This window comes from Microbacterium sp. UBA3486, from assembly GCF_002377845.1.
Taxonomy (GTDB): Bacteria; Actinomycetota; Actinomycetes; order Actinomycetales; family Microbacteriaceae; genus Microbacterium; species Microbacterium maritypicum_A.
Map to the genome: position 1 here is coordinate 73,155 of NZ_DFQP01000083.1, position 22,830 is coordinate 95,984.

Sequence of the window (22,830 nt, forward strand, 5' to 3'; positions counted from 1 at the left end):
GGGGATGGACCGGCTCGGGCTCACCGCAGGGAGAGCGAGCCGGTCCTCCCAGCGTACTGGTCAGTGCGTGGGGGCTTTGCGCAGTGTGACGGCGGCGATCACGCCCGCGACGACGACGAGACCAGCGCCGATCAGCGAGGTCACCATCACCCCGGAGCCGAATGCGGCCGCCGCCGCCTCCCACAGCGCGGTGCCGAGCTGGCCCGGCAGCGCCTGCGCCGCCGTGTAGGCCCCGGCGAGAGTCTCCCCCGCCGCGTGCGCCACGTCTGCCGGCAGGCCCTCCGGAAGCACGAGAGCCCCGCGGTAGAAGGCCGTGATGATGCCACCGAGCACCGCGGTGCCGAGCACCGCACCGAGTTCATAGGCGGTCTCGGAGACCGCGCTCGCCGCTCCCGCCTTCGCGGCGGGGGCGCTGGAGAGGATCAGCTCGTTGGAGATCGTCTCGGCGGCACCGATGCCGATGCCGAGCACCACGAATGCGACGACCAGCGGCAGGACGCCGTGCTCGTGCGTCGTGAACGCCACGATCAGGTAGCCGGCCACGGAGAACGCGAGCCCGACGGGGATCACGATGTGCGGCGGGATGCGACGAGAGATCGGGACGACAGAGAGTCCGGCCACGATCATCGCGAGCATTCCGGGCACGAGCGCGAGCCCGGCCATCATCGGCGACAGCCCGAGGACGAGCTGCAGGTGCTGCGAGACGAAGTAGAGGAAACCGACCAGAGCCACGACGCTGAGCAGGTTGACCAGGATCGCACCGGAGAAGGAGCCCCGACGGAAGAGCGCCATGTCGAGCATCGGCGTCTTGGCACGCAGCTGGCGACGGACGAACAGGTAGCCCATCACGAAGCCGAGCAGCGCCCAGGCTCCGGCCTTGAGACTCGGCCCGTCGACGGCCAGCGACTTGATCGCGTAGACGACCGGGATCATCGTCGCCATCGACAGCGCGATGCTGATCAGATCGATGCGTCCGGGGTTCGGGTCGCGGCTCTCGGGCACCAGCAGCGGCGCGGCGACGAGCAGCGGGATCAACACGGGCACGGCGATGAGGAAGACGGAACCCCATGCGAAGTGCTCGAGGAGAAAGCCGCCGACGATCGGTCCGAGCGCGGAGCCCGCGGAGAACGCCGACGCCCACACGGCGATCGCCATGCGGCGCTGGTCGCGGTTCTGGAAGATCGAGCGCAGGAGGGAAAGGGTCGACGGCATCAGCATGGCGCCGAAGAAGCCGAGGAGCGCCCGGGCGGCGATCAGCAGCCCGGCAGTGGGCGCGAAGGCGGCCAGTGCGGAGACGGCGGCGAAGCCGGTCGCACCGATCAGCAGCATCTTCCGGCGCCCGAAGCGGTCGCCCAGCGTCCCCATCGTGACCAGGAGGCCGGCGAGCACCAGGGGGTACACGTCGATGATCCACAGCTGCTCCGCCCCCGTGGGAGCGAGCGCGATCGAGATCTCGGGGAGCGCGAAGCTCAGCACCGTGTTGTCCACCGACACCAGCAGCACCGGCAGCATGAGGACGACGAGTGCCGCCCAGCCGCGGGCTCCGACGCGGGGAGCGTCCGTCTCTGTCGTCGGGATCGACGCAGTACGGTTCATGGAACACCTCTCACAATCATGACGGCACGGTTAGTGAACCGTCCAGATGGTATAGTAACAGAATTCCCGCCCCTCCCCTGTGCAGAGGATCCACGATGCCCCGACCTCCCCTCGCCCGCGAGAAGGTGCTCGACGCCTTCGAAGCGATCCTCATCGAAGACGGCGAACGTGCAGCGACGCTCGATGCGACCGCGAAGGCGGCCGGCGTCTCCAAGGGTGGCCTCCTCTACCACTTCGGGTCGAAGGATGAACTGGAGGCAGGGCTCGTCGAGCGGCTCGACCGACTCACGACGCTCGACCTCGAACGCATGACCGCAGCCGACGAGGGGCCGGTCGCCTACTACGTGCGCACCTCGGTCATGGAGGACGACGCCCTCGATCGCGTGCTGATCGCCACGACGCGGCTGGCCCAGGGCGGATCGATCCCTGCCGCCGACATGCTCCGCGACACGCGACGACGCTGGGCGGAGACGATCCGCCCGCATGTGCGCGACAATGCGAGCCTCGACCTCGTGATGCTCGTGAGCGACGGGCTCTACTTCAACAACTCGCTAGACGTGCACGGCCCCGAGCGGCTCGTCCCCCGCAGCGACGAACTCGCCGAGCTGATCGCCCTGGTCCTCAGCGCCACGGCCTGACCCACCGAGACATGAGAAGAGGGCGGGAGCATCACGCTCCCGCCCTCTTCTGCATCTGCGCACTGAGACCGGTGCAGCCAGACCTGTGCGATCAGACCTCGGTGATCTCGATCTGACGGAAGAGGTCGGCGTCGATCGCGTCGCGCACGTCGTCGAGCAGTTCGTCCGAGACCGGCGAGTCCAGGGTCAGCACGCTGAGGGCCTGGGCCCCGGCGGCCTGACGGGCGATCTGCATGCCGGCGATGTTGATGCCGGCCTCCCCGAACTTCTGGCCGTACACGGCGACGATGCCGGGGCGGTCGGTGTAGAGCATCACGACATGGTGCTTCTCGATCGGCAGCTCGAGCCGGTGGTCGTTGATGCCGACGAGCTTCTCGGTCTGCTTCGGACCGGTGAGCGTGCCGGACACCGAGAGCTGCGAGCCGTCGGACAACGCGCCCGCGAGGGTGATGACGTTGCGGTACTCGTCGCTGACGTCATCCTTGAGCAGACGCACCGCGATTCCCCGCTGTTCGGCGAGGAGCGGCGCGTTGACGTAAGAGACCGTCTCGCTGACGATGTTCGTGAACACGCCCTTGAGCGCAGCGAGCTTGAGCACGCTGACGTCGTAGTCGTTCAGCTCTCCGTGCACCTCGACATCGAGGCTGGTGAGCGGCGACGTCGCGAGTGCCGCGAAGATCTGGCCGAGCTTCTCGACGAGCGAGATGCCGGGACGCACGTAGGGATCGATGACGCCACCCGCGACGTTCACCGCGTCGGGGACGAGGTCGCCGCCGAGCGCGAGGCGCACGGAGCGGGCGACCGAGACGCCGGCCTTCTCCTGTGCCTCTTCGGTGCTGGCACCGAGGTGAGGGGTGACCACGACGTTGGGCAGGTCGAGGAGCGGCCGCGCGGTGCCCCCCTCTGCCGGAGGCTCGGAGGTGAACACGTCGAGCCCGGCACCCGCGATCTCGCCCGCGACGAGGGCCGCGTGCAGCGCCTCCTCGTCGATCAACCCACCGCGTGCGACGTTGACCACGAAGGCGGTCGGCTTCATGGCCGCGAACTGCTCGGCACCGATCATGCCGGTCGTCTCCGGCGTCTTCGGCATGTGGATCGTCAGGAAGTCCGACTCCGCTACGAGCTCGTCGAGCGAGAGCAGCTGCACGCCGAGCTGCTGTGCGCGGGCAGACGTGACATAGGGGTCGTAGGCGACGACCCGCATGTCGAAAGCCGCGAGGCGCGCGGCGACGAGCGCGCCGATGCGGCCGAGACCGACGATGCCGACCGTCTTCTCGAACAGCTCGGCGCCGGTGAAGGAGCTGCGCTTCCAGGCACCGGCAGACAGTGAGGCATGCGCCGCCGGGATGCGGCGGGCGAGGCTCAGGATGTGGCCCACCGTGAGCTCGGCGGCGGAGACGATGTTCGAGGTCGGCGCGTTGACGACCATGACGCCGGCAGCCGTGGCCGCCTTGATGTCGACGTTGTCGAGGCCCACTCCGGCGCGGGCGACCACCTTCAGCTTCGGGGCGTGCCCCAGCGCTTCCTCGTCGATGCGCGTCGCCGAGCGGACCAGAACGGCATCAGCATCCGCGAGCGCCGCGAACAGCGCCTCGCGGTCGGTGCCGTCGACGTCACGGACGTCGAAGTCGGGACCGAGAGCGTCGATCGTGGCGGGAGAGAGTACTTCGGCGATAAGCACGACAGGCTTCGGCACAGTGGATCCTTCGGGGCAGCGCGGCAGGGGCCGATGCGCCGCACACCATGGGGGCGCGATCGCGTCAACTCTACCGGAGCAGACGCAGCCCTCCGTGCCGTGTGACGCGGCACGGCAGGCCGCTCACGCGCTGGGCATCGTGAGGCTCAGCGCGATCAGACTCATCCAGAACACCGCGACGACGCCGAGTCCGGCGAGGAACACGAGCGCCAGTTCGCCGACACGGCGCCGCCGGCCGATCACATAGGCGAAGACGAACACGATCGCGGGGAAGGCGACACCGAACAGCAGCGTCGCCCACCCGCCGCCACTCAGTCCGGTCTGGGCCATCGTGATGAGGTGCGCGACGGCATTCCAGACCGCGTAGGCGTAGAAGAGTCCTGCCAGGCCGATGACGAGCCCGACGAGCCAACGCGGAGAATCCGCGGATACCTGCGCTTCGTTCGACGACGTGGTCATGATCCGATCACCCCCACGGTGACGAAGGGCCAGGGGACGAGGAGCACGACCCCCGCGAACAGCACCGCGACGCGGATCCAGGCCGCACTCCCCCGTGTGAGCACCCAGGTCGCCAGGAACCACAGGGCGGGCGCAGCGATCGCGAGGAAGAACCACGGCAGGAACATCACGTCGGAGACGAGGAAGGATGCCAGCGGCTGCAACCGGAGCCCTCCGACGATCCAGCCGATCGTGTAGAGAAGGTAGACGCCGCCGACGACACCGACGAGCAGCAGCATCGGGGTGCTCAGACCCGAGGGCTCGTCGTCGGTCGCCGGTGTGACGGTGCCGTCGTCCTCGATCGTCCCGACGTCGTCGCTGCCCTTGCCGACGGCGTTCCAGCCGTGCGGAAGCGCGCGATCCTTCGGTGTCGAGGCCTCGTCGCCGTCCCAGCTGAGCGCGTCGTCGGAATCGGAAGTCATGTCCCCAGCGTAGGACACCCGGTCCACTAGGATCGGGGTTGCCTTGAGCCGGAACGGCGGGCACCGGAGGGGAAGGGAACACCGTGGCTGGGAGCGAGAACGCCGAGACCGGGAACAGCGACGCCCGCGTCGCCCAGTCCGCGAAGAGCACGGCGACCGAACCACCTGCCGGTTGGGTCCCCACCCCCGAAGCCAAGGCCAAGGCGACGCGCTTCCGCTGGATCGCCGCCATCCTCTGGGCTGTCGCGATCATCGGCGAAGGCGTCGGCATCTTCTGGCTCCTGCGCCAGCGTGTGTTCGTCGGCGAAGACGGCACCCTCGTCCGCAACCCCGACACCGGCCTGCTCGAGGAGCAGGGTGTCACCGCGACGTTCCCGCAGTGGGCGTTCATCACGCTCCTCGTGCTGCTCGTCGTGATCGCGGCCCTGTCCATCACCGGCTCGGTGCTGTGGAAGAAGGCCAACCGCCTCGACCCCGCGCGCAGGGCGGACAAGACGCGGTTCTTCGTGCAGAACCAGCTCGGTGCGATCGTCGCAGTCGTGGCGTTCCTCCCGCTGGTCATCCTGATCTTCCTCAACAAGGACATGGACAAGGGCCAGAAGACCACGGCTGGAATCGTCGGCGTCGTCCTCGCGGCCCTGGCCGTCTTCATCGGCGTCGACTTCGCTCCGGCGTCCGTCGAGCAGTACACGGCCGACCAGTCGGCCGTGATCCAGCTTCTGGGCAAGGACGAGGTGGTCTGGGTCGACGGCGGCAAGGTCTACCACGTCTGCGATGACGTCCCGGCGATCCAGACCGGGAGCGAGATCCGCACCGGTACGACCGCACAGGCCGTCGAGGCGGGCAAGATCCGGCTGACCCTGCAGTTCGCTTCGGAACTGCGCGCCTGCGACCTTCCCGTCCCCGAGAACGACGAGCAGATCACCGAGGCGCTGCGATCGATCCAGGCAGGCCAGACCGACACCGTGCTCCCGGCACCGGTGTGGGCTGATCCGGCCGAAGCCCCGATCGTGGTCGAGGAAGCTCCGGCGGAGTGACGGCCCGCTCGGCGCTACTCCGCGTCGAGCGCCTCCACCAGCCGCTGCTCGGCCGACGACAGGTGCGCGTCGAGAAGAGCCGCTGCCCGTTCTCCGTCGCCTGAAGCGACCGCGTCGAGGATCTCGGCATGCTGCGACGCGATCACCGAGGCGTCGACGAGCCGGCGCCCCTGCACCTGCGCCATGCACAGCCGCACTTCGTCGAGCACGCTGCGGTACATGCGCCCGGTGCGTTCGCTGTCGAGTGCATCGATGATGGCGGTGTGGAACCGCAGATCGGGGTTCACGGTCGCCGGGTCGGGACCCGGGGGCATCGCGAGGATCTCCGAATTCGCATCGCGCGCCGCGCTCGGCACGGTGCTGGTCTTCGCGAGCTCGCGAAGCGCCGCGCTCTCGAGTCGGGCCCTGGTGCGGTAGACGTCACGCACTGTCGCGGGGTCGATCCCGACCACACGCGCGCTTCGATGCGCGGTGCGCACGAGCAGGCCACTGGCGACGAGCTGTTCGATCGCCGCTTTCGCGCTGGGACGCGCAACTCCGAAGGTCTGCGACACGGCCGCTTCCGTGATCGGATCCCCCGAGCGGATCTCGCCCCCGAGGATACGACCGCGCAGCTGTGCGGTGACGGCATCCACGACGCCGACGATCCCCAGCGGTGCGTCCGAAGTGGTGGTCATGCGGGTCAGCCTATCGAAGAGCCGCATGCTCGGTACACTTGTCTGACAATCGTGTTGATCACCTTCCGACGGAGCAGAGGAGCACCGTGCCGACCACCCTCGCCGAACCGCTGGACCCCGACCTGCTGGGCTCCGCGACTCAGGTCCATTCGCGCTCCATCGACCGCTTCGCCCGCGCCCACGACGCCTCCCACTACCTGCTGATCCCGGATGCGGTGCTCTCCCCCGCGGATGCCGAAGGGGTGGCACGCGCCTTCGGAGCCGTTCGCGCCGCCGGCCGCACGATGACGTTCCGCTCCGGGGGCACCAGCCTCTCCGGGCAGAGCGTGAGCGGGGACATCCTCGTCGACACCCGCAGCAGCTTCCGCGAGATCCGCGTGGAAGACGACGGCGCGACCGTGCGCGTCGGCCCCGGCGCCACCGTGCGCCAGGTCAACACCAGACTCACGCGCTATCGCCGCAAGCTCGGCCCCGACCCCGCCAGCGAGATCGCATGCACGATCGGCGGAGTCGTCGCGAACAACTCCAGCGGAATGGCCTGCGGCATCACCGAGAACTCATACCGGACGATCGAGTCGATGACCATCGTGCTCCCGAGCGGAACGATCCTCGACACCGGCCGTCCGGATGCGAACGAGCTGCTGCATGCCGCGGAACCCGCGATCGCCGAGGGCCTGCTCGATCTGCGGGCACGTCTGCTCGCCTCGCCCGAGCGCGTCGCCTTCCTGCGCCAGCAGTTCTCCATGAAGAACACGATGGGTTACGGGCTGAACGCGCTCCTCGACTTCGATGACCCCGTGCGCATCCTGGAGCACCTCATCATCGGCTCCGAGGGCACACTCGCCTTCGTTGCCGAGGCCCGCTTCCGCACGATCGAGGTACGCCCGTCGATCGCGACGGGGCTGCTCGTGTTCGAGACGCTGTCCGCCGCGATGACGGCACTTCCCGACCTCACCCGACTCGGACTCGCCACCATCGAGCTCATGGATGCCGCCTCCCTCCGGGTCGCGCAGGGGTTGAGCGACGTCCCGGCATCGATCGCGGAGATCGAGGTGCAGGGGCACGCCGCTCTCCTGGTGGAGGTGCACGCCTCCGACGACGATGCGCTCAGGGAGGCGAGTGCGACGGCACAGGCGCATTTCGAGGCACTGCCGCTCGCCGTGACACCGCGCCTCACCACCGACTCCGGAGAACGCGCCGCACTGTGGCACGTGCGCAAAGGTCTCTACACCGCGGTCGCCGGCGCCCGCCCCTCGGGAACGACGGCTCTCCTCGAGGACATCGTGGTGCCGGTGCCGCGTCTTCTCCACACGTGCGAGCGACTCATCGACCTGTTCGCCGCGCACGGGTACGAGGGCTCGGTGATCTTCGGGCACGCCAAGGACGGCAACGTCCACTTCCTCCTCAACGAGCGTTTCGACGATGCCGACAGCATCGCGCGCTATCGGCGCTTCACCGATGATCTGGTGGACCTCGTGCTGTCCCAGCAGGGATCGCTGAAGGCCGAGCACGGGACCGGGCGCATCATGGCGCCGTTCGTACGCCGCCAGTACGGTGACGAGCTCACCGACATGATGTGGGAGATCAAGGGCCTCCTTGACCCCGACGGCATCCTGAATCCGGGGGTGGTCCTCTCCGACGACCCGGACTCCTACCTGCACGACCTCAAGCGGGTGCCGACGGTCGAGGGCGAGGTCGACCGCTGCGTCGAATGCGGCTACTGCGAACCGACCTGCCCGAGCAAGAGCATCACCCTCACACCTCGACAGCGCATCGTGCTCCGCCGCGACATGGCGTGGGCCGAGGAGCAGGGCGACACCGACCTGCTGCGCGACCTGCAGAAGGACTACGACTACGACGGCGTCCAGACGTGTGCGGTCGACGGCATGTGCGGTGTGGCCTGTCCGGTCGACATCAACACCGGCGACCTCGTGCGTCGGCTTCGTGCGGAGCAGTCGAACGCGATCGAAGGCGCGGTGTGGGGCGTGGCCGCGAAGCACTGGGGCACGGTCACCCGGGCCGGAGGGGTCGCGCTCACCGTCGCCGATGCCCTCCCCGCTCCGCTCGTGCGCGGCGTCACCCATCTCGGCCGCGCGGTCCTCGGCACCGACACCGTGCCCCTCTACGACGGCGGCCTCCCCCACGGCGGCTCGAAGCCGCCGCGCCCGGAGTCGCCGACCGATGCGCAGGCCGTCTTCTTCGGCGCCTGCATCGGGACGATGTTCGGTGCGGAGGGTGAGGGCGAGGGATCTCGGGATGCCCTGCATGCACTGCTCGACCGGGCGGGGATCCCCGTCGTGATCCCCGAGGAGAACGGCGGACTCTGCTGCGGCACACCGTGGAAGTCGAAGGGCCATCTCGACGGATACGCACGCATGTCGGACCGGGTCCTGGAGTCGTTGTGGGTCGCGAGCCGGCACGGCGAGCTTCCCGTGGTGTGCGATGCGGCGTCCTGCACCGAAGGCCTGGACGTGATGCTCGCACAGTCGGTCGCGAAGAACCCCCGGTACGCCGGGCTGCGTATCGAGGACGCCACGACCTTCGTGGCCCGCGAGGTGCTGCCGAAGCTGACCGTCACCGCGAAGCTGCCCACCATCGCGGTGCATCCGACCTGTTCCACGACGGCGCTCGGGGCGACCGGGGCACTGACCGCGATCGCCGGAGCCGTCGCCGACGACGTGTTCGTCCCCGAGGGGTGGGGCTGCTGCGCCTTCGCCGGGGACCGCGGCATGCTGCACCCCGAGCTCACGGCCAGCGCGACCGCTCAGGAGTCGGCGGAGATCGCGGAGGCCGAGAGCACGCGCGGCGACTTCGATGCGTTCGTGTCGGCCAACCGCACCTGCGAGATCGGGATGACACGCGCCACAGGGCGACCGTATCGGCATGTGATCGAGGTGCTCGAGGAGCTCACACGCCCCTGAGCGCGGACGCACACAGCGAGGGCCCTCCCGACTCGTGGTCGGGAGGGCCCTCGCCTCGTCGCGATCCGATCCGTCTCAGCCTGCGGACAGGACCGCGACAGCCTCTTCGCGCAGACCGGCCGGGATCACGACGACCGCGCTGTCCTGAGCCGACCGCTCGGCGACGGACCCGTCCGACCAGCGCAGATCGCGCGTGCGCAGTTCATCGGGCAACCCGATCGCGCCGACGCTCGGGTCAAGGGCGTGCACGTGCACCGTCGGCCCTGTGGTCGTGTAGCGACGCGGAGCGCCGCTCCGCTCCCCCATCCGGATCCACGGTCGTGTGCCGTAGATCGCGTGTCCGTTCGCCTGCAGCCACGCACCCAACTCGCGCATCGCGCTCCGCTGCAGTTCCGGGATCGAGCCGTCGGCCGCAGGGCCCACGTTGATCAGCAGATTGCCGTTCTTGGCCACGACGTCGACGAGCAGGCGGATGAGCGCCGCACCGGACAGCGAGTGCCGCTCGTCCTCCGCCTGGTTGAAACCGAACGAGTAGCCGAGGCCGCGGGTCGACTCCCATGGCTCCGGGATGATCTCGGGGATGTCCGTGTATTCGCGCGTGAGGAACCCGTGGTAAGGCACACCCCAGCGGTCGTTGACGACACCATCCGGTACGGCATCGAAGTACCGCTCCAGGAGCGCGGCGACCGCGTACTCGTCACGCCCCTTGCCGCCGTCCGGCCACTCGATGTCGTTCCAGAGCACGTCGGGCGAGAAGCGCGCCACGAGCTCGTCGAGCTGTGCGGCGGAGTAGCGGGCGAAGTGCGCGTCGTTGCGACGGAACCGGAACAGATCGGTGTCCGATTCGATCGCCGGGAAGTCGCTCACATGCCAGTCGAGCGCGCCCGAGTAGTAGACGCCGAACTTCGCACCCGCCCGGCGGGTGGCATCGTGGAACTCGGAGATAAGGTCACGGCGCGGACCACGAGCCACCGCGTTGAAGCCGGTCGTCGCGGTGCCCCACAGGCAGAACCCCTCGTGGTGCTTCGTCGTGGGGATGATGTACCGGGCTCCCGCGCCGACGAGCTCGCCCACGAAGGCATCCGCGTCGAACGCCGAGGCATCCCATCGATCGGCGAGGTCCTCGTACGAGGTGCCCGGCCCGAACAGCTGCTGATGCCGCTCCCACGTGGGGCTGCCGGCGATGCGCACGGTGTTGCCGTACCACTCTGCGTACTGGTGCCAGGCGTACGCGTCCTCGGTCGGGATGTTCACGCCCTCGCCGTGCTGCACGGCCCACGCCGGCACCGAGTAGAGGCCCCAGTGCACGAAGAAGCCGAGCTTCGCGTCGCGGTACCAGTCGGGCACACCCTGCGTCGGGTACGTCGGAGCGTCCGCGCCGAGGTCCGGTCCGGTGCGCTTCTCGAAGTTCATCATGCGCTCTGCTCCTCAGGGGTTCCGCGACGGACGACGACCGCGGTGAGATCGGGATTCCCGTTCGGGTCGAAGGGGTAGACGCCGGGCCGCAGGCGGTGGTGGCCCAGACGCAGCAGGTCCTGATCGACACCTCCGGGCGTCAACGCGAGGGTCCAGCCCACGGCGAGCTCGTACAGCTCCGGTTCGAGGTAGCCGATCTTCACTACGACGATGTCGGCGCTCGTGGGCTCGAGCCCCAGCATCCGGAAATCCGAGAGGTGGTGGAACGGCTTGCGGCGCTCGGTGATGATGGCGTGCAGCCCGCCCACTGCGATCACGACCTGCGTGCCCGCATCGGGATCCCCGTCGGTGAGGGAGAACACGGTCCCGGTGATCGGCACGGGGCCGTGCGGGCCTGCGTCGACCCCTGCGCCGGCGTCGAGGGTGACGGTGGCGCCGACACCGGCGGCCGCTGCCTGGGCGACGGCCACGGGATCGAAGATCGAGGCGACCAGAGTGGTGCGGCTGCCGTCGGTCAGCTCCGCACGCTGCAGCAGGTGCGCGAGCGTCCAGGTCACGTCGCCCGCACCACCGGCGGTCGGGTTGTCGCCCGAGTCCGAGATCAGGTACGGATGCGGCGCTCCCGGGGCGAGCGCCTTCTCGAGCGCCTCATCGAGGGATCCGGTCTCGGCCACGAAGACGAAGTCCTCGCGGGCGTCCCAGAACATCCGTGCCACGCGCTCGGCCTCGCGCGCGATCAGCTCCTCGTCGTCGCCGGTGACCACGACGTACGCCTGGCACCGCGGCTCGTCCGCCCAGGCATAGCCGATCCACACCGAGGCGTCGACGACGCCGGGAAGCGCTTCGATCTCGGGCAGCTGCGCGTAGATGCTGCGCGCCGGCTCCAGGCGGGTGCTGGTCTTCTCCCCGGGCAGCAGCACCGGGACCGGCACCCACGCCGTGAACGGGCGCCGACGCAGCGGGTCGGTGCCGTGCGGCCCCCGCAGTCGCGAGAGCAGGTTCCACACCGCCCGCTCCTTGGTGTTCATCCAGTCCTCGTGCGGCGCCATCCGGTAGCAGGTCAGCAGATCGACCGCGTCGCGCAGCACCTCCGAGACGTTGCCGTGCAGATCCATCGAGGTCGACACCAGCGTGTCGGGGCCGAGGGCCGCGCGCACCGCGAGAGCGAGATCCCCCTCGGCGTCCTCCATGCCGACGACGCTCATGGCGCCGTGGATGTCGAAGAAGAAGCCGTCGAAGGGCCCCTGCGTGCGGATGCCCTCCACGATCGCATCCTTCATCCGGTGGTAGGTCTCCGGAGCCACGGCTCCGCCCGGCAAGGAGCGTCCGTGTGTGAGCGGTACCCACTCCGCGGCGGCTTCGAGCTCGCGCCCGTCCTCGAGGAAGGGATAGTACGAGCGCAGGGCCTCTCCGGTGCGGACCGTGAAGGCCTCGTCACCGGAGATATGAGGGGAGAACGTGCTCGACTCGATCGAGATCCCGGCGATGCCGATGCGGGGTCTCGGGAGCCCGCCGTCTGCGACGGAAGGAAGGGAACCCATCCAGATCTCGTGGGCTTCGGGACGTGCAGTCACGTGGTGTGCTCCTTGTCGGGGCTCGTCGGGTGGACTCATCGGGTGGTGGGGGCTCATCGAGTGGTCGGTGCGAACCGGGATCAGTCTGCTCGTGCCGCCACGAGGGCGCGGCGGGCGGTCTCGATGGCGCCGAGGGCGACGGCATCGGAACCGAGGACGGCGGGGATGATGCGCAGCGGGATGCCCGATACCGGGGAGTCCGTGCGCAGCGTGCGCGCGATCGCCGGCTCGAGGAGGTCCCAGGCGGTGGCGACGCCGCCGCCCACGATCGCACAGGGCAGATCCATGATCGTCGCCGCACTGGCACACGCGAGCGCGAGCGCGTGCCCGGCGGCGTCGAACACCGCGATCGCGTCCACGTCGCCCTGTCGGGCACGGTCGGCGACGTCTCTGGCGTCGAGGATAGGTCCCGCCGTGCGCTCCTGAAAGCGCAGTGCGATCGAGGTGCCCGACGCCAATGTCTCCAGATGGCCGGTCTGACCACAGGTGCACACGAGCTCGCTGTAGCCGGGGGTGTGTCCGATCTCCCCCGCCGCACCGTGCGGACCGTGATGGAGCTCACCGTCGATCATGAGCGCACCGCCGACGCCCGTGCCGAGCATCACGCCGAGCACATCGCGGTCCGTGCGCCCGTCGGCGGCTGCCTCGCCGAGCAGGAAGGCGTTGACGTCGTTCTCGACACGTACGGGGACGCCGAGACGTGCTTCGAGTTCGTCCGCCAGGGGGAACCCCGCCCACCCGACGAAGGTGGCCGATGCCGCGCGGATCGTCCCGGTCTCGTGGTCGATGACCCCCGCTGCGCCGACCCCTGCCGCGACGAGTGTCACGTCGGCCTCGGCGACCAGCGCGCGGGTGAGTTCTGCCGCCGCATCGGCCATCGCGCCTCCGCCGAGGGCAGCGGGTGCCGGGACGCTTCCCCTGGCGAGGACTGTTCCTTCGGCACTGACGAGGAGGGCCGCGATCTTGGTGCCGCCGATGTCGATCCCGACCAGACCGGTGCCGTTGGGGAGGACGACGCCGTCGACGGGCATGGTGGTGCGCTGTTCCTGACCGATCATGCTCAGCGCCCGCCCAGTCCTGCCATCGCGATGCCCTTGACGAGGTGCTTCTGCAACACGATCACGAGAATCGTCGTCGGCACCATCGAGATGATGGCCGCGGCCATCTGCAGGTCCCACCGCGTGCCGGTGAGTCCTGCGAAGCTCGCGAGTCCGACGGGGAGCGTTCCGTGCGCGTTGTAGTCGACCGTCACGATCAGCGGCCACAGGTAGCTGTTCCAGAACGAGAGGAACGTGAACACCGCGAGCACCGCCACGGCCGACTTCGACAGGGGAAGGATGATCTGCAGGAACGAGCGCACGGGGCCGGCGCCGTCGACGCGTGCCGCCTCCTCCAGCTCGTACGGGATGCCGCGGAAGAACTGCCGCATCAGGAACGTGCCGAAGGCCCCGAAGGCGAAGGGCAGGATCAGCGCCTGGTAGGTGTCGACCCAGTTGAACCACTGCATCACCTGGAACATCGGGATGACGAGGACTTCGGCCGGCACCATGAGCGTCGCGAGGAACAGCACGAACACCGCGTCGCGGCCCTTCCAGCGCAGACGCCCGAAGGCGTACCCTGCCGTGGTCGAGACGACCAGAACGACGAGGGTGCCGCCGATCGCGACGATGAAGGAGTTCATGATGTAGGTCAGGAACGGCCCGTAGGCGAACACGTCGACGAAGTTGCTCCACCGCAGCTCGGAACCCACCAGAGTCGGCGGCATCGAGAACATCTCGGCGTTCGGCTTGAGCGCCGAGAAGAACGCGTAGATCAGCGGGGAGATGAAGATCAGCGCCGCGATGTAGATCGCGACATGGGCGAGGATCAGTCGCGCGCGGGCACCCGGTGTGGTCGCCGCGCCGCGCGCACGCTCCCGATCGGAGCGGCCGGCACGGCCCGTGGGGCGGACGAGGGTCTCAGTGCTCATAGTGCACCCACTTCTTCTGCGCGGCGAACTGGAGCCCGGTGATCGCGATGATGATCGCGAAGAGGATCCACGCGGCCGCGGCGGCGAGGCCGAGGTCGCCGAAGGTGAACCCCTGCTCCCAGATGTACATGACGAGCGGCTTGGTGGCGTTGCCGGGACCGCCGCCGGTGAGCATCTGCGGCTGGACGAACACCTGCAGGGAGGTGATCATCGTCATGATCGTCGCGAAGAAGATCGACGGCGAGATCATCGGGATGATGATGCTCCATACCCGGCGGAACCCTCGGGCGCCGTCGATGCTCGCCGCCTCCAGCACGCTCTCGGGGAGCTGCTCGAGAGCGGCCGAGAAGATCAGCATGTTGTAGCCGAGCCCCTGCCAGACGCTCATCACGACGACCATGATCATGGCCCATGACGGATCGGCGAGGAAGTTCGGCAGCTCGATGCCGAACCAGGTCTGCGAGAGACCGTTGAACAGCCCCTGCGGCTGCAGCATCATCTTCCACACCAGCACGTTGGCGACCATCGGAGTCACCACGGGGATGAAGAAGAGCACGCGCAGGGCTCCTCGTCCGCGGATTCGCGATCCGAGGCCGAGAGCGAGCACGAGCGAGAGAGCGACGCTCAGCGGCACGTAGAGCAGGGTGTATACCGCCGAGTTGCGCAGCGCCGGCCAGAAGTCGGGGCTGCTGGTGAACAGCTTGACGTAGTTGTCCACGCCGTTGAAGGTCCGCTCGCCGAAGGTCGGCCAGTCGAAGACGCTCATCACGATCGAGAGCCCGACGGGCACGATCGTGAACAGGGCGAGCCCGATCAGGGCGGGGCTTGCGAACCCCAGCGCCTGACCGGCCTCCACCTTGGCGAGCGATCGTCGACGTCTCGTCGTGATCGTCATCTCAGTTCTTTCTCTGTTGCTGCGTTACTGCGGTGGCCGGAGCCGGGTCACTCGCCGAACTGCGCCTGCGCGTTGGAGAGCAGCTCTTCCATCGTCATCTGACCGTTGTAGACGCTGACCAGGTTGGGCTGGATGTAGCTGTCGAGCTTCTGCCAGTTCTTCGTCATGTACAGCGGAACGGTGTCGCCGAACGCGGCCTCGAACACCGACTGCACCTGGTCGCGGTACTTCTCGTCGATGGACTCGAAGTACAGCGGCTGCGACGACGTGCGCGCGGGATACGAGCGTCCCGAGGATGCGATGTAGTCCTGCGCGTCCTCGCCCAGAAGCGAGCCCATAACCTTGAGGGCGGCCTCCGGGTTCTTGCAGTTGGCCGAGATGCCGTAACCGGAGCCGAGGATCGGGCCGGGGTTGCCGTCCGCGCCTGCGGGCAGCGGCACCATGCCGGCGGCGAAGCCGGACTCGTTGTCGAGGTAGCTCACGGCGTTCCACGTGCCGTCGACGGCCATCGCGGCATTGGCGCCGGTGTACTGGTTCTCGCCCCATCCGGTGTCGGAGGCGGACGCCACGGGGGCCGCGACCTTCTTCTCGGTCACGAGCTCGGCGTACCAGGTCGAGGCGTCGACGAACGCCTTCTCGTCGATGTGCAGGGTGCCGTCCTCGGAGGCCGGCTGCGTCGCGGAGTACGCGATCGGCATCGACATCCACTGGTATCCACCCATGCCCATGCCGAAGCCGTACTTGCCGTCCTTGGTGGCAGCGGCGGCGATGGTGTCGAAGTCGTCGAACGTCCACCCGATCTCCGGGGTGGGGGCGCCCGCTGCGGTCAGCATGTCCTGGTTGTAGTACACGAGCATGGTGGCGACGTCGAAGGGCACGCCATAGGTCTTGCCCTCGAAGCTGAGGATGCCGTCGGCGCTCGGGTTGAACTCGGACCAGTCGATGCCGGCCGTCTTGAGGTCGGCATCGCTCAGCTCACGGAATCCGCCGGTGTAGCCGCCCAGCTGCGCTCCGCTCATACCGGTCACGCACGCCATGTTGCCGCTGGCCATGTTGGTGGTGAGCTTCGTGAAGAAGTCGCTCCACGGCGACGTCTGCAGCTTGATCTTGATGTCGGGGTTCTGCTCCTGCGCGAATGCGACCTGGGCCTCGAGGGCATCGACGTCGGACTCGCTCCCCGCCCACATGTCGACGACGATCGTGTCGCCGTCGGCGGAACCGCCGGTGCCGTTGCCGCTCGCGCAGCCGGTCATCGCGACTGCGACGCCGGCGACGGCGACAACAGCCCCTACACGCAACTTCTTCATTGAATGCCTCCTGGAAGGGAACTGGTTATTTCGAGGCTCGAATTAACCTAGTAGGATTTCGTATGAAGTTACCGTTTCACACTTCGCAAGGGGCCGCAAGCTGAACATCCGATGTTTATCGGACCTTGATAATTCGTAACTCCCGGGAAACACGACCATCCCCCGCTACGCTGACGATGCTCCGACAGGAAAGTGCTCCCATGACGAACACCGCTGACACCACCGTCGACGACCCGCACACGCGGCGTATCCTCGACCTCGTCGCGCGCGGCGAGGCCCGCTCGCGATCGGAGCTCGCCACATCGCTCGGCGTCGCCGCATCGACGGTCGGACTCCGCGTGCAGTCCCTGCTCGACGCCGGAGTCCTCCGCGAAGCGGGCGATGGCACCTCGCGCGGCGGACGACGTCCCCGGGTCCTCCAGATCGCCGCCGACGGATTCGTGCTCTCGGCAGACCTCGGCGGCGGCCACGCGCGCATCGGCAGGCACTCCCTCAGTGGCGCCCTCTTGGACAGCGAGTCGATCGCCGTCGATGTGACCGAGGGCCCCGAGGCGACGCTCGACCGCCTCGGTGTCGTGTTCGACCGCCTGGCGTCCGCCGGCCGCGTCCACGCGATCGGCATCAGCCTTCCGGGCCCCGTCGACATCGCGACAGGCTCGGTCGATCAGCCATCGCGGATGCCCGGATGGCCGGGGTTCCGAGTCGGCGAGCACCTCTCCACGCGCTACGACGTTCCGGTGGCGGTCGACAACGACGCCAATCTCGCCGCCCTCGGCGAGCACCGAGAGCGCTTCGGCCACACGGGCCACAGCATCACGGTGAAGGCGGGAACCGCGATCGGCAGCGGCATCATCGTCGACGGACGCGTACACCGCGGCGCGACCTCCGCCGCCGGGGACATCACGCACACCCGCATCGACGGCAGCGGTGACATCCCGTGCTCCTGCGGCAACACCGGCTGCCTCGAGACCGTGGCCAGCGGGGCGAGCCTCGTGCGCCAGATGCGCGACCGAGGCAACGACTCCGTGCACACGACGACGGACGTGCTCAGCCTGGCGCGTGATGCGGATCCGCTCGCCACGACACTGGTGCGCACGGCGGGCACGCACCTCGGACAGGCACTCTCCGGAGTCGTGAACTTCTTCAACCCGCACGCCGTGTTCCTCACTGGCAGCATGAGCGCATCCGAACCGTTCATCGCCGCCGTCCGCAGCCGGGTCTACGAGGCGTGCCACCCGCTCGCCACGCAGCGCCTGCGCATCGAGTCCGCGACCACGGGTGCGGATGCCATCCTGCATGGAGCCGCACGCCTCGCACTCGAGGGCATGGACATCCCCGTGGCGACGGCCTGAGCCGCCGCCACGAGGGACTCAGTCGTCGATCATCGTCAGTTCGATCACGGGCACGAGCACGTCGGGGCGTCGCACCGGGAGGTGCACCGTCAGCGTCCCCTCGGCCTCCCCCGCAGGCGTCATCAGATCCGCCTCGCGATCCGGATCAGACACGCTGGTCCGGAGCCACGATCCGTCGTTCAGCAGCCGCGCGTACGACACCTTCCCGGCGAGCTCCGGCAGGTGCACGAAGCCCATCGGCCAACTGAACAGGTTCAGGTACAGGCGGTTCCCCCTACGCGTGTACACCCCCTCGCGCGGCGGGGTGAACGACGCGTGCCCGGCGCCGATCACGGCGGCCCGATGCAGGCGCATCCACTCGCCGATCTCCCCCAGCGTCTGCGCATCGCGGGGCACGATCGCCCCACGTCCGTCCGGGCCGATGTTCAACAGCATGTTGCCGCCCATCGACACCGAGTCCACCAGCATCTGCACGAGCATGGTGGGCGACTTCTGATCGGTGTTGTCACGGTGGTAGCCCCAGGAGCCGTTCAGCGTCTGGCACGCCTCCCAGGTCAGCGGCACGCCGTCACGCACGATCGGCGAGGTCGGCTGGTACTGCTCGGGGGTGACGAAGTCGGCCGGAATGCCCAGACGATCATTCACGAGCATGTTCGGCTGCAGCTCCCGGCACAGGTCGAGCAGGGCTGTCGCGTCCCAGTCGCCCGGCCCCTTGCCCACCCATCCGTCCTTCTCCTCGGGGTAGGTGAAGTCGAAGAAGAGGTAGTCGATGTCGCCGTACTCCCTGAGGAGCTCGCGCACCTGCCCGTGGAGGTAGTCGCGGTACGCGGCCATGTCGCGCCCGACATTCAGCGCGTGCGCGCCCTCGTCGTCACGGCGCGGGTGATTCCAGTCCACCGTGAAGTCGGGATGATGCCAGTCGATCACCGAGTGGTAGAGGCCGACCTTGAGGCCCTCGGCCCGCAGCGCCTCCACATACTCGCGAACGAGGTCGCGCCCGGTGTTCGTCACCGACGTGAAGTCCGTCAGCTTCGAGTCCCAGAGGCAGAATCCGTCGTGGTGCTTCGTGGTGAGCACCACGTATCCCATGCCGGTCTCCTTCGCCGTGCGCGCCAGGGCGTTCGCATCGAAGAGATCGGGGTCGAAGTGCTCGAAATACTGCCGGTAGTCCTCGTCGGTGAGGCGTTCGTAATTCTGGACCCACTCGTGCCGGGCGGCCCCGCTGTAGAGGCCGAAGTGGACGAACATGCCGAACCGGGCCCGGTCAAACCATTCCTGTCGCATGTCCTCCATCCTGGCATAGACATCGGATGTTTACAGGCAGAATGACCTCGGTCACGAAGAACGGGCGCCCCCGAAGGGACGCCCGTTCTTTCGAGAATCGAATCAGCGCGCGGCGCTGCCGTCGACGTAGTCCTCATCCTGCTGCTTCCATGCGAAGAGCGAACGCAGTTCCTTGCCGGTGACCTCGATCGGGTGCTGCTCCTCCTTCGCACGCAGTGCCAGGAACTCCTCGGCCCCGTTGTCCTGGTCGTCGATGAAGCGCTTCGCGAAGGCGCCGGACTGGATGTCGGCCAGCACGCCCTTCATGCTCTCCTTGACGCGCTCGTCGATGACGCGCGGACCCGAGACGTAGTCGCCGAACTCGGCGGTGTCGGAGATCGACCAGCGCTGCTTGGCGATGCCGCCCTCCCACATCAGGTCGACGATCAGCTTGAGCTCGTGCAGAACCTCGAAGTACGCGATCTGCGGCTGGTAGCCCGCCTCGGTCAGCGTCTCGAAGCCGGCCTGCACCAGGTGGCTCACGCCACCGCAGAGCACGGCCTGCTCACCGAACAGGTCGGTCTCGGTCTCCTCGGTGAAGGTCGTCTTGATCACGCCGGCACGGGTGCCGCCGATGGCCTTCGCGTACGAGAGCGCCAGGTCCCATGCCTTGCCCGATGCGTCGCGCTCGACGGCGATGATGTCGGGGATGCCGCGGCCGGCGACGAACTCGCGACGGACCGTGTGGCCGGGAGCCTTCGGGGCGACCAGGATCACGTCGACGCCCTCGGGAGCATCGATGTAACCGAAGCGGATGTTGAAGCCGTGCGCGAAGGCGAGCGTCTTGCCGGCCGTCAGGTTCGGCGCGATCGACTCGCTGTAGATCGTGCGCTGGTGCTGGTCCGGCGCGAGGATCATGATGACGTCGGCCCACTCGGTGGCCTCGGCGACGGTCTTCACCGGGAAGCCGGCCTCTTCGGCCTTGGCTGCCGACTTGGAGCCCTCCTTGAGGGCGATCGCGACCTCGACACCCGAGTCGCGCAGGTTCTGCGCATGGGCGTGACCCTGCGATCCGTAGCCGACGATCGCGACCTTCTTGCCCTGGATCAGGGACAGGTCTGCATCGGCGTCGTAGAAGATCTCGGTGCTCACTATGTGTTTCTCCTTGTTCTTTGCGTTTCGTCTTGCTTCGCGCACTCGATGAGCGGCGAAAACTCGGTACTCGGGTTGGTCAGCCGCGCAGGACACGTTCGGTGATGCTCTTGCCGCCGCGGCCGATCGCGAGAAGGCCGGACTGCGCGATCTCCTTGATGCCGAAGGGCTCGAGCGCGCGCAGCATCGCATCGACCTTGCCCTTGTCGCCGGTCACCTCGATCACGAGTGCGTCGGAGGCGTAGTCGACCACGGAGGCGCGGAAGAGGTTCACCACCTCGATCACGTTCGAGCGCGTGGCGTTGTCGGTGCGCACCTTCACGAGCATGTGCTCGCGCTGCACGGAGGTGGCGAAGTCGAGCTCGACGATCTTGATCACATTGATCAGCTTGTTGAGCTGCTTGGTGACCTGCTCGAGCGGAAGCTCGTCGACGTCGACGACGACGGTGATGCGGGAGATGCCCGGCACCTCCGTCACGCCGACGGCGAGGGAGTCGATGTTGAAGCCGCGGCGGGCGAAGAGCCCCGCGACACGGGTCAGCAGGCCGGGGGTGTTCTCCACCAGCAGGCTCAGCACGTGGGTCGACATGGCTCAGTCCTCCTCGTCGAATGCGGGCGCGTGCTCGCGGGCGTACTGGACATAGCTGTTGCTGACTCCCTGCGGGACCATCGGCCACACCATGGAGTCGGCACTCACGACGAAATCGATCACCACGGGGCGGTCGTTCGTCTCGAGCGCGAGCTGGATGGCGGCGTCCACCTCCTCCTCCTTCTCCACGCGGATCGCGAGGCAGCCGTAGGCCTCGGCGAGCTTCACGAAGTCGGGGATGCGGATCGTGCCGTGACCCGTGTTCAGGTCGGTGTTGGAGTGCCGGCCGTCATAGAACAGCGTCTGCCACTGTCGGACCATGCCGAGCGACGAGTTGTTGATGATCGCGACCTTGATCGGGATGTTGTTGATCGTGCAGGTCGCGAGCTCCTGATTCGTCATCTGGAAGCAGCCGTCGCCGTCGATCGCCCAGACCGGACGCTCGGGCTGTGCCACCTTGGCCCCCATCGCGGCGGGAACCGAGTAACCCATCGTCCCGGCCCCGCCGGAGTTCAACCAGGCGTTCGGACGCTCGTACTTGATGAACTGTGCCGCCCACATCTGGTGCTGACCGACGCCGGAGGCGAAGATGCCCTCCGGGCCGGTGAGCTCGCCGATCCGCTGGATCACATACTGCGGAGCCAGGAGGCCGTCCGTCGTCGGCGCGTATCCGAGGGGGAACTCGGTGCGCAGTCCGTCGAGGTACGACCACCATTCCTCGATGTCGGGCTTCGCGCCGGAGGTCGCCCCGCGGAAGGCCGCATCGAGATCGGTGAGCACATCGCGCACGTCGCCGACGATCGGCACATCGGCCGTGCGGATCTTGGAGATCTCGGCCGGGTCGATGTCGACATGGACGACCTTCGCGTTCGGCGCGAACAGAGCCGCCTTACCCGTGACGCGGTCGTCGAACCGGGCGCCGAGCGACACCAGGAGGTCGGCCTCCTGGAGCGCCAGCACGGCGGGAACCGTGCCGTGCATGCCGGGCATTCCGAGGTGCTGGGAGTGCGAGTCGGGGAACGCGCCGCGCGCCATCAGCGTGGTGACGACCGGCGCGCCGGTGGACTCCGCGAGCTCGAGGAGCTCCGCCGACGCCTTGCCGCGGATCACACCACCGCCGACGTACAGCACCGGCTTCTTGGCCTCGGCGAGCAGCGTCGCCGCGGCCTGGATCTGCTTGCCGTGCGCCTTCGTGACGGGACGATAGCCGGGGAGGTCGATCTTGGGCGGCCACACGAACGGGGCGGTCGCCTGCTGCGCATCCTTCGTGATGTCGACCAGCACGGGGCCGGGGCGTCCGGTGCCCGCGATCTCGTAGGCCGCGGCGATCGCGCCGGGGATGTCCGCGGCATCCTTCACCAGGAACGAGTGCTTGGTGATCGGCATCGTGATGCCCACGATGTCGGCTTCCTGGAACGCGTCGGTTCCCATCAGCGTCGAGAACACCTGGCCGGTGATGGCGAGCATCGGAACCGAGTCCATGTAGGCATCGGCGATCGCGGTCACGAGGTTGGTCGCACCGGGCCCGGAGGTCGCGATGCACACGCCGACCTTGCCGGAGGCCGATGCGTAGCCCTCGGCCGCGTGACCGGCGCCCTGCTCGTGCCGCACCAGGATGTGGCGCAGCTCGGAGGCATCCATGAGGGGGTCGTAGACCGGGAGGATCGCACCTCCGGGAAGGCCGAACACGTCGGTGACACCGAGCAGCTCGAGCGAGCGGACCACGGCCTCCGCGCCGGTGATCTCCGGCGCAGAGGATTGACGGGCGGGCGGCCTCGGCACGGCCGGGGCGGTATCAGCAGTCATGAGTTTCCTTCTGATGATCTGT

The 22,830-nt window shown here is 68.2% G+C and carries 19 protein-coding genes; 4 read left to right on the top strand and 15 right to left on the bottom strand.

Features of this window, described 5'->3' with window-relative positions:
• Positions 1-60: 60 nt before the first annotated feature.
• Complete coding sequence (locus tag B2869_RS12325; protein ID WP_021200393.1) at positions 61-1,596, bottom strand: MFS transporter; 1,536 nt, start codon at positions 1,594-1,596, stop codon at positions 61-63.
• A gap of 95 nt (positions 1,597-1,691) precedes the next feature.
• Here B2869_RS12325 and B2869_RS12330 point away from each other — a divergent pair, with 95 nt between their 5' ends.
• Complete coding sequence (locus B2869_RS12330) at positions 1,692-2,234, top strand: TetR/AcrR family transcriptional regulator (protein ID WP_292766986.1); 543 nt, start codon at positions 1,692-1,694, stop codon at positions 2,232-2,234.
• A 91-nt stretch (positions 2,235-2,325) separates the two neighbouring features.
• Here the strand turns inward: B2869_RS12330 and serA are convergent, their stop codons facing one another.
• From serA to B2869_RS12345, 3 genes are all read right to left on the bottom strand, one after another.
• The gene (serA, locus tag B2869_RS12335) at positions 2,326-3,930 is read right to left on the bottom strand and encodes a phosphoglycerate dehydrogenase (protein ID WP_029259053.1); all 1,605 of its coding nucleotides are present in this window, start codon (positions 3,928-3,930) and stop codon (positions 2,326-2,328) included.
• 123 nt (positions 3,931-4,053) lie between these two features.
• On the bottom strand, positions 4,054-4,389 hold the full coding sequence (locus B2869_RS12340) for a hypothetical protein (RefSeq protein ID WP_021200390.1): 336 nt from the start codon (positions 4,387-4,389) through the stop codon (positions 4,054-4,056).
• Entirely contained in the window at positions 4,386-4,850 is a 465-nt protein-coding gene (locus B2869_RS12345; RefSeq protein WP_021200389.1) for a hypothetical protein, read from the bottom strand. The genes B2869_RS12340 and B2869_RS12345 overlap by 4 nt, the downstream gene beginning before the upstream one ends.
• An 83-nt stretch (positions 4,851-4,933) precedes the next feature.
• Here B2869_RS12345 and B2869_RS12350 point away from each other — a divergent pair, with 83 nt between their 5' ends.
• Positions 4,934-5,887, top strand: coding sequence for a hypothetical protein (locus B2869_RS12350; RefSeq protein WP_292766991.1), 954 nt, complete (start codon positions 4,934-4,936; stop codon positions 5,885-5,887).
• 14 nt (positions 5,888-5,901) lie between these two features.
• Here B2869_RS12350 and B2869_RS12355 read toward each other — a convergent pair whose 3' ends face one another.
• A complete protein-coding gene (locus tag B2869_RS12355) occupies positions 5,902-6,564 on the bottom strand; it encodes a GntR family transcriptional regulator (protein WP_292766994.1) in 663 nt (220 codons plus the stop codon).
• Between the two features lie 86 nt (positions 6,565-6,650).
• On the opposite strand from B2869_RS12355, the gene B2869_RS12360 reads away from it, so the two are divergent.
• On the top strand, positions 6,651-9,485 hold the full coding sequence (locus B2869_RS12360) for an FAD-binding and (Fe-S)-binding domain-containing protein (RefSeq protein WP_292766997.1): 2,835 nt from the start codon (positions 6,651-6,653) through the stop codon (positions 9,483-9,485).
• Between the two features lie 75 nt (positions 9,486-9,560).
• On the opposite strand, the gene B2869_RS12365 is transcribed toward B2869_RS12360, so the two are convergent.
• The 6 genes from B2869_RS12365 to B2869_RS12390 form a co-directional block, all read right to left on the bottom strand.
• Positions 9,561-10,901 carry an alpha-L-fucosidase gene (locus B2869_RS12365; protein WP_292767000.1) on the bottom strand — a complete coding sequence of 447 codons (1,341 nt, stop codon included), beginning with the start codon at positions 10,899-10,901 and terminating at the stop codon, positions 9,561-9,563.
• Positions 10,898-12,442: a M81 family metallopeptidase gene (locus B2869_RS12370; protein WP_292767163.1), complete on the bottom strand. Its 1,545-nt coding sequence runs from the start codon at positions 12,440-12,442 to the stop codon at positions 10,898-10,900. Before B2869_RS12370 ends, B2869_RS12365 begins: the two co-directional genes overlap by 4 nt.
• Before the next feature lie 113 nt (positions 12,443-12,555).
• The gene (locus tag B2869_RS12375) at positions 12,556-13,533 is read right to left on the bottom strand and encodes an ROK family protein (protein ID WP_292767003.1); all 978 of its coding nucleotides are present in this window, start codon (positions 13,531-13,533) and stop codon (positions 12,556-12,558) included.
• A 2-nt stretch (positions 13,534-13,535) separates the two neighbouring features.
• Complete coding sequence (locus B2869_RS12380; RefSeq protein ID WP_029259044.1) at positions 13,536-14,444, bottom strand: carbohydrate ABC transporter permease; 909 nt, start codon at positions 14,442-14,444, stop codon at positions 13,536-13,538.
• On the bottom strand, positions 14,434-15,339 hold the full coding sequence (locus tag B2869_RS12385) for a carbohydrate ABC transporter permease (RefSeq protein ID WP_017830811.1): 906 nt from the start codon (positions 15,337-15,339) through the stop codon (positions 14,434-14,436). The genes B2869_RS12380 and B2869_RS12385 overlap by 11 nt, the downstream gene beginning before the upstream one ends.
• A gap of 47 nt (positions 15,340-15,386) precedes the next feature.
• Complete coding sequence (locus B2869_RS12390; RefSeq protein ID WP_029265506.1) at positions 15,387-16,646, bottom strand: ABC transporter substrate-binding protein; 1,260 nt, start codon at positions 16,644-16,646, stop codon at positions 15,387-15,389.
• A 200-nt stretch (positions 16,647-16,846) separates the two neighbouring features.
• On the opposite strand from B2869_RS12390, the gene B2869_RS12395 reads away from it, so the two are divergent.
• Positions 16,847-17,998, top strand: coding sequence for an ROK family transcriptional regulator (locus tag B2869_RS12395; protein WP_021200380.1), 1,152 nt, complete (start codon positions 16,847-16,849; stop codon positions 17,996-17,998).
• A gap of 18 nt (positions 17,999-18,016) precedes the next feature.
• Here the strand turns inward: B2869_RS12395 and B2869_RS12400 are convergent, their stop codons facing one another.
• From B2869_RS12400 to B2869_RS12415, 4 genes are all read right to left on the bottom strand, one after another.
• On the bottom strand, positions 18,017-19,291 hold the full coding sequence (locus tag B2869_RS12400; RefSeq protein WP_373695364.1) for an alpha-L-fucosidase: 1,275 nt from the start codon (positions 19,289-19,291) through the stop codon (positions 18,017-18,019).
• Between the two features lie 93 nt (positions 19,292-19,384).
• The gene (gene ilvC, locus B2869_RS12405) at positions 19,385-20,605 is read right to left on the bottom strand and encodes a ketol-acid reductoisomerase (protein WP_292767013.1); all 1,221 of its coding nucleotides are present in this window, start codon (positions 20,603-20,605) and stop codon (positions 19,385-19,387) included.
• Positions 20,493-21,002, bottom strand: a complete 510-nt coding sequence (ilvN, locus tag B2869_RS12410; protein WP_017830816.1) for an acetolactate synthase small subunit — start codon at positions 21,000-21,002, stop codon at positions 20,493-20,495. Before ilvN ends, ilvC begins: the two co-directional genes overlap by 113 nt.
• A 3-nt stretch (positions 21,003-21,005) precedes the next feature.
• Positions 21,006-22,808, bottom strand: a complete 1,803-nt coding sequence (locus tag B2869_RS12415; RefSeq protein ID WP_292767019.1) for an acetolactate synthase large subunit — start codon at positions 22,806-22,808, stop codon at positions 21,006-21,008.
• Positions 22,809-22,830: the final 22 nt, after the last annotated feature.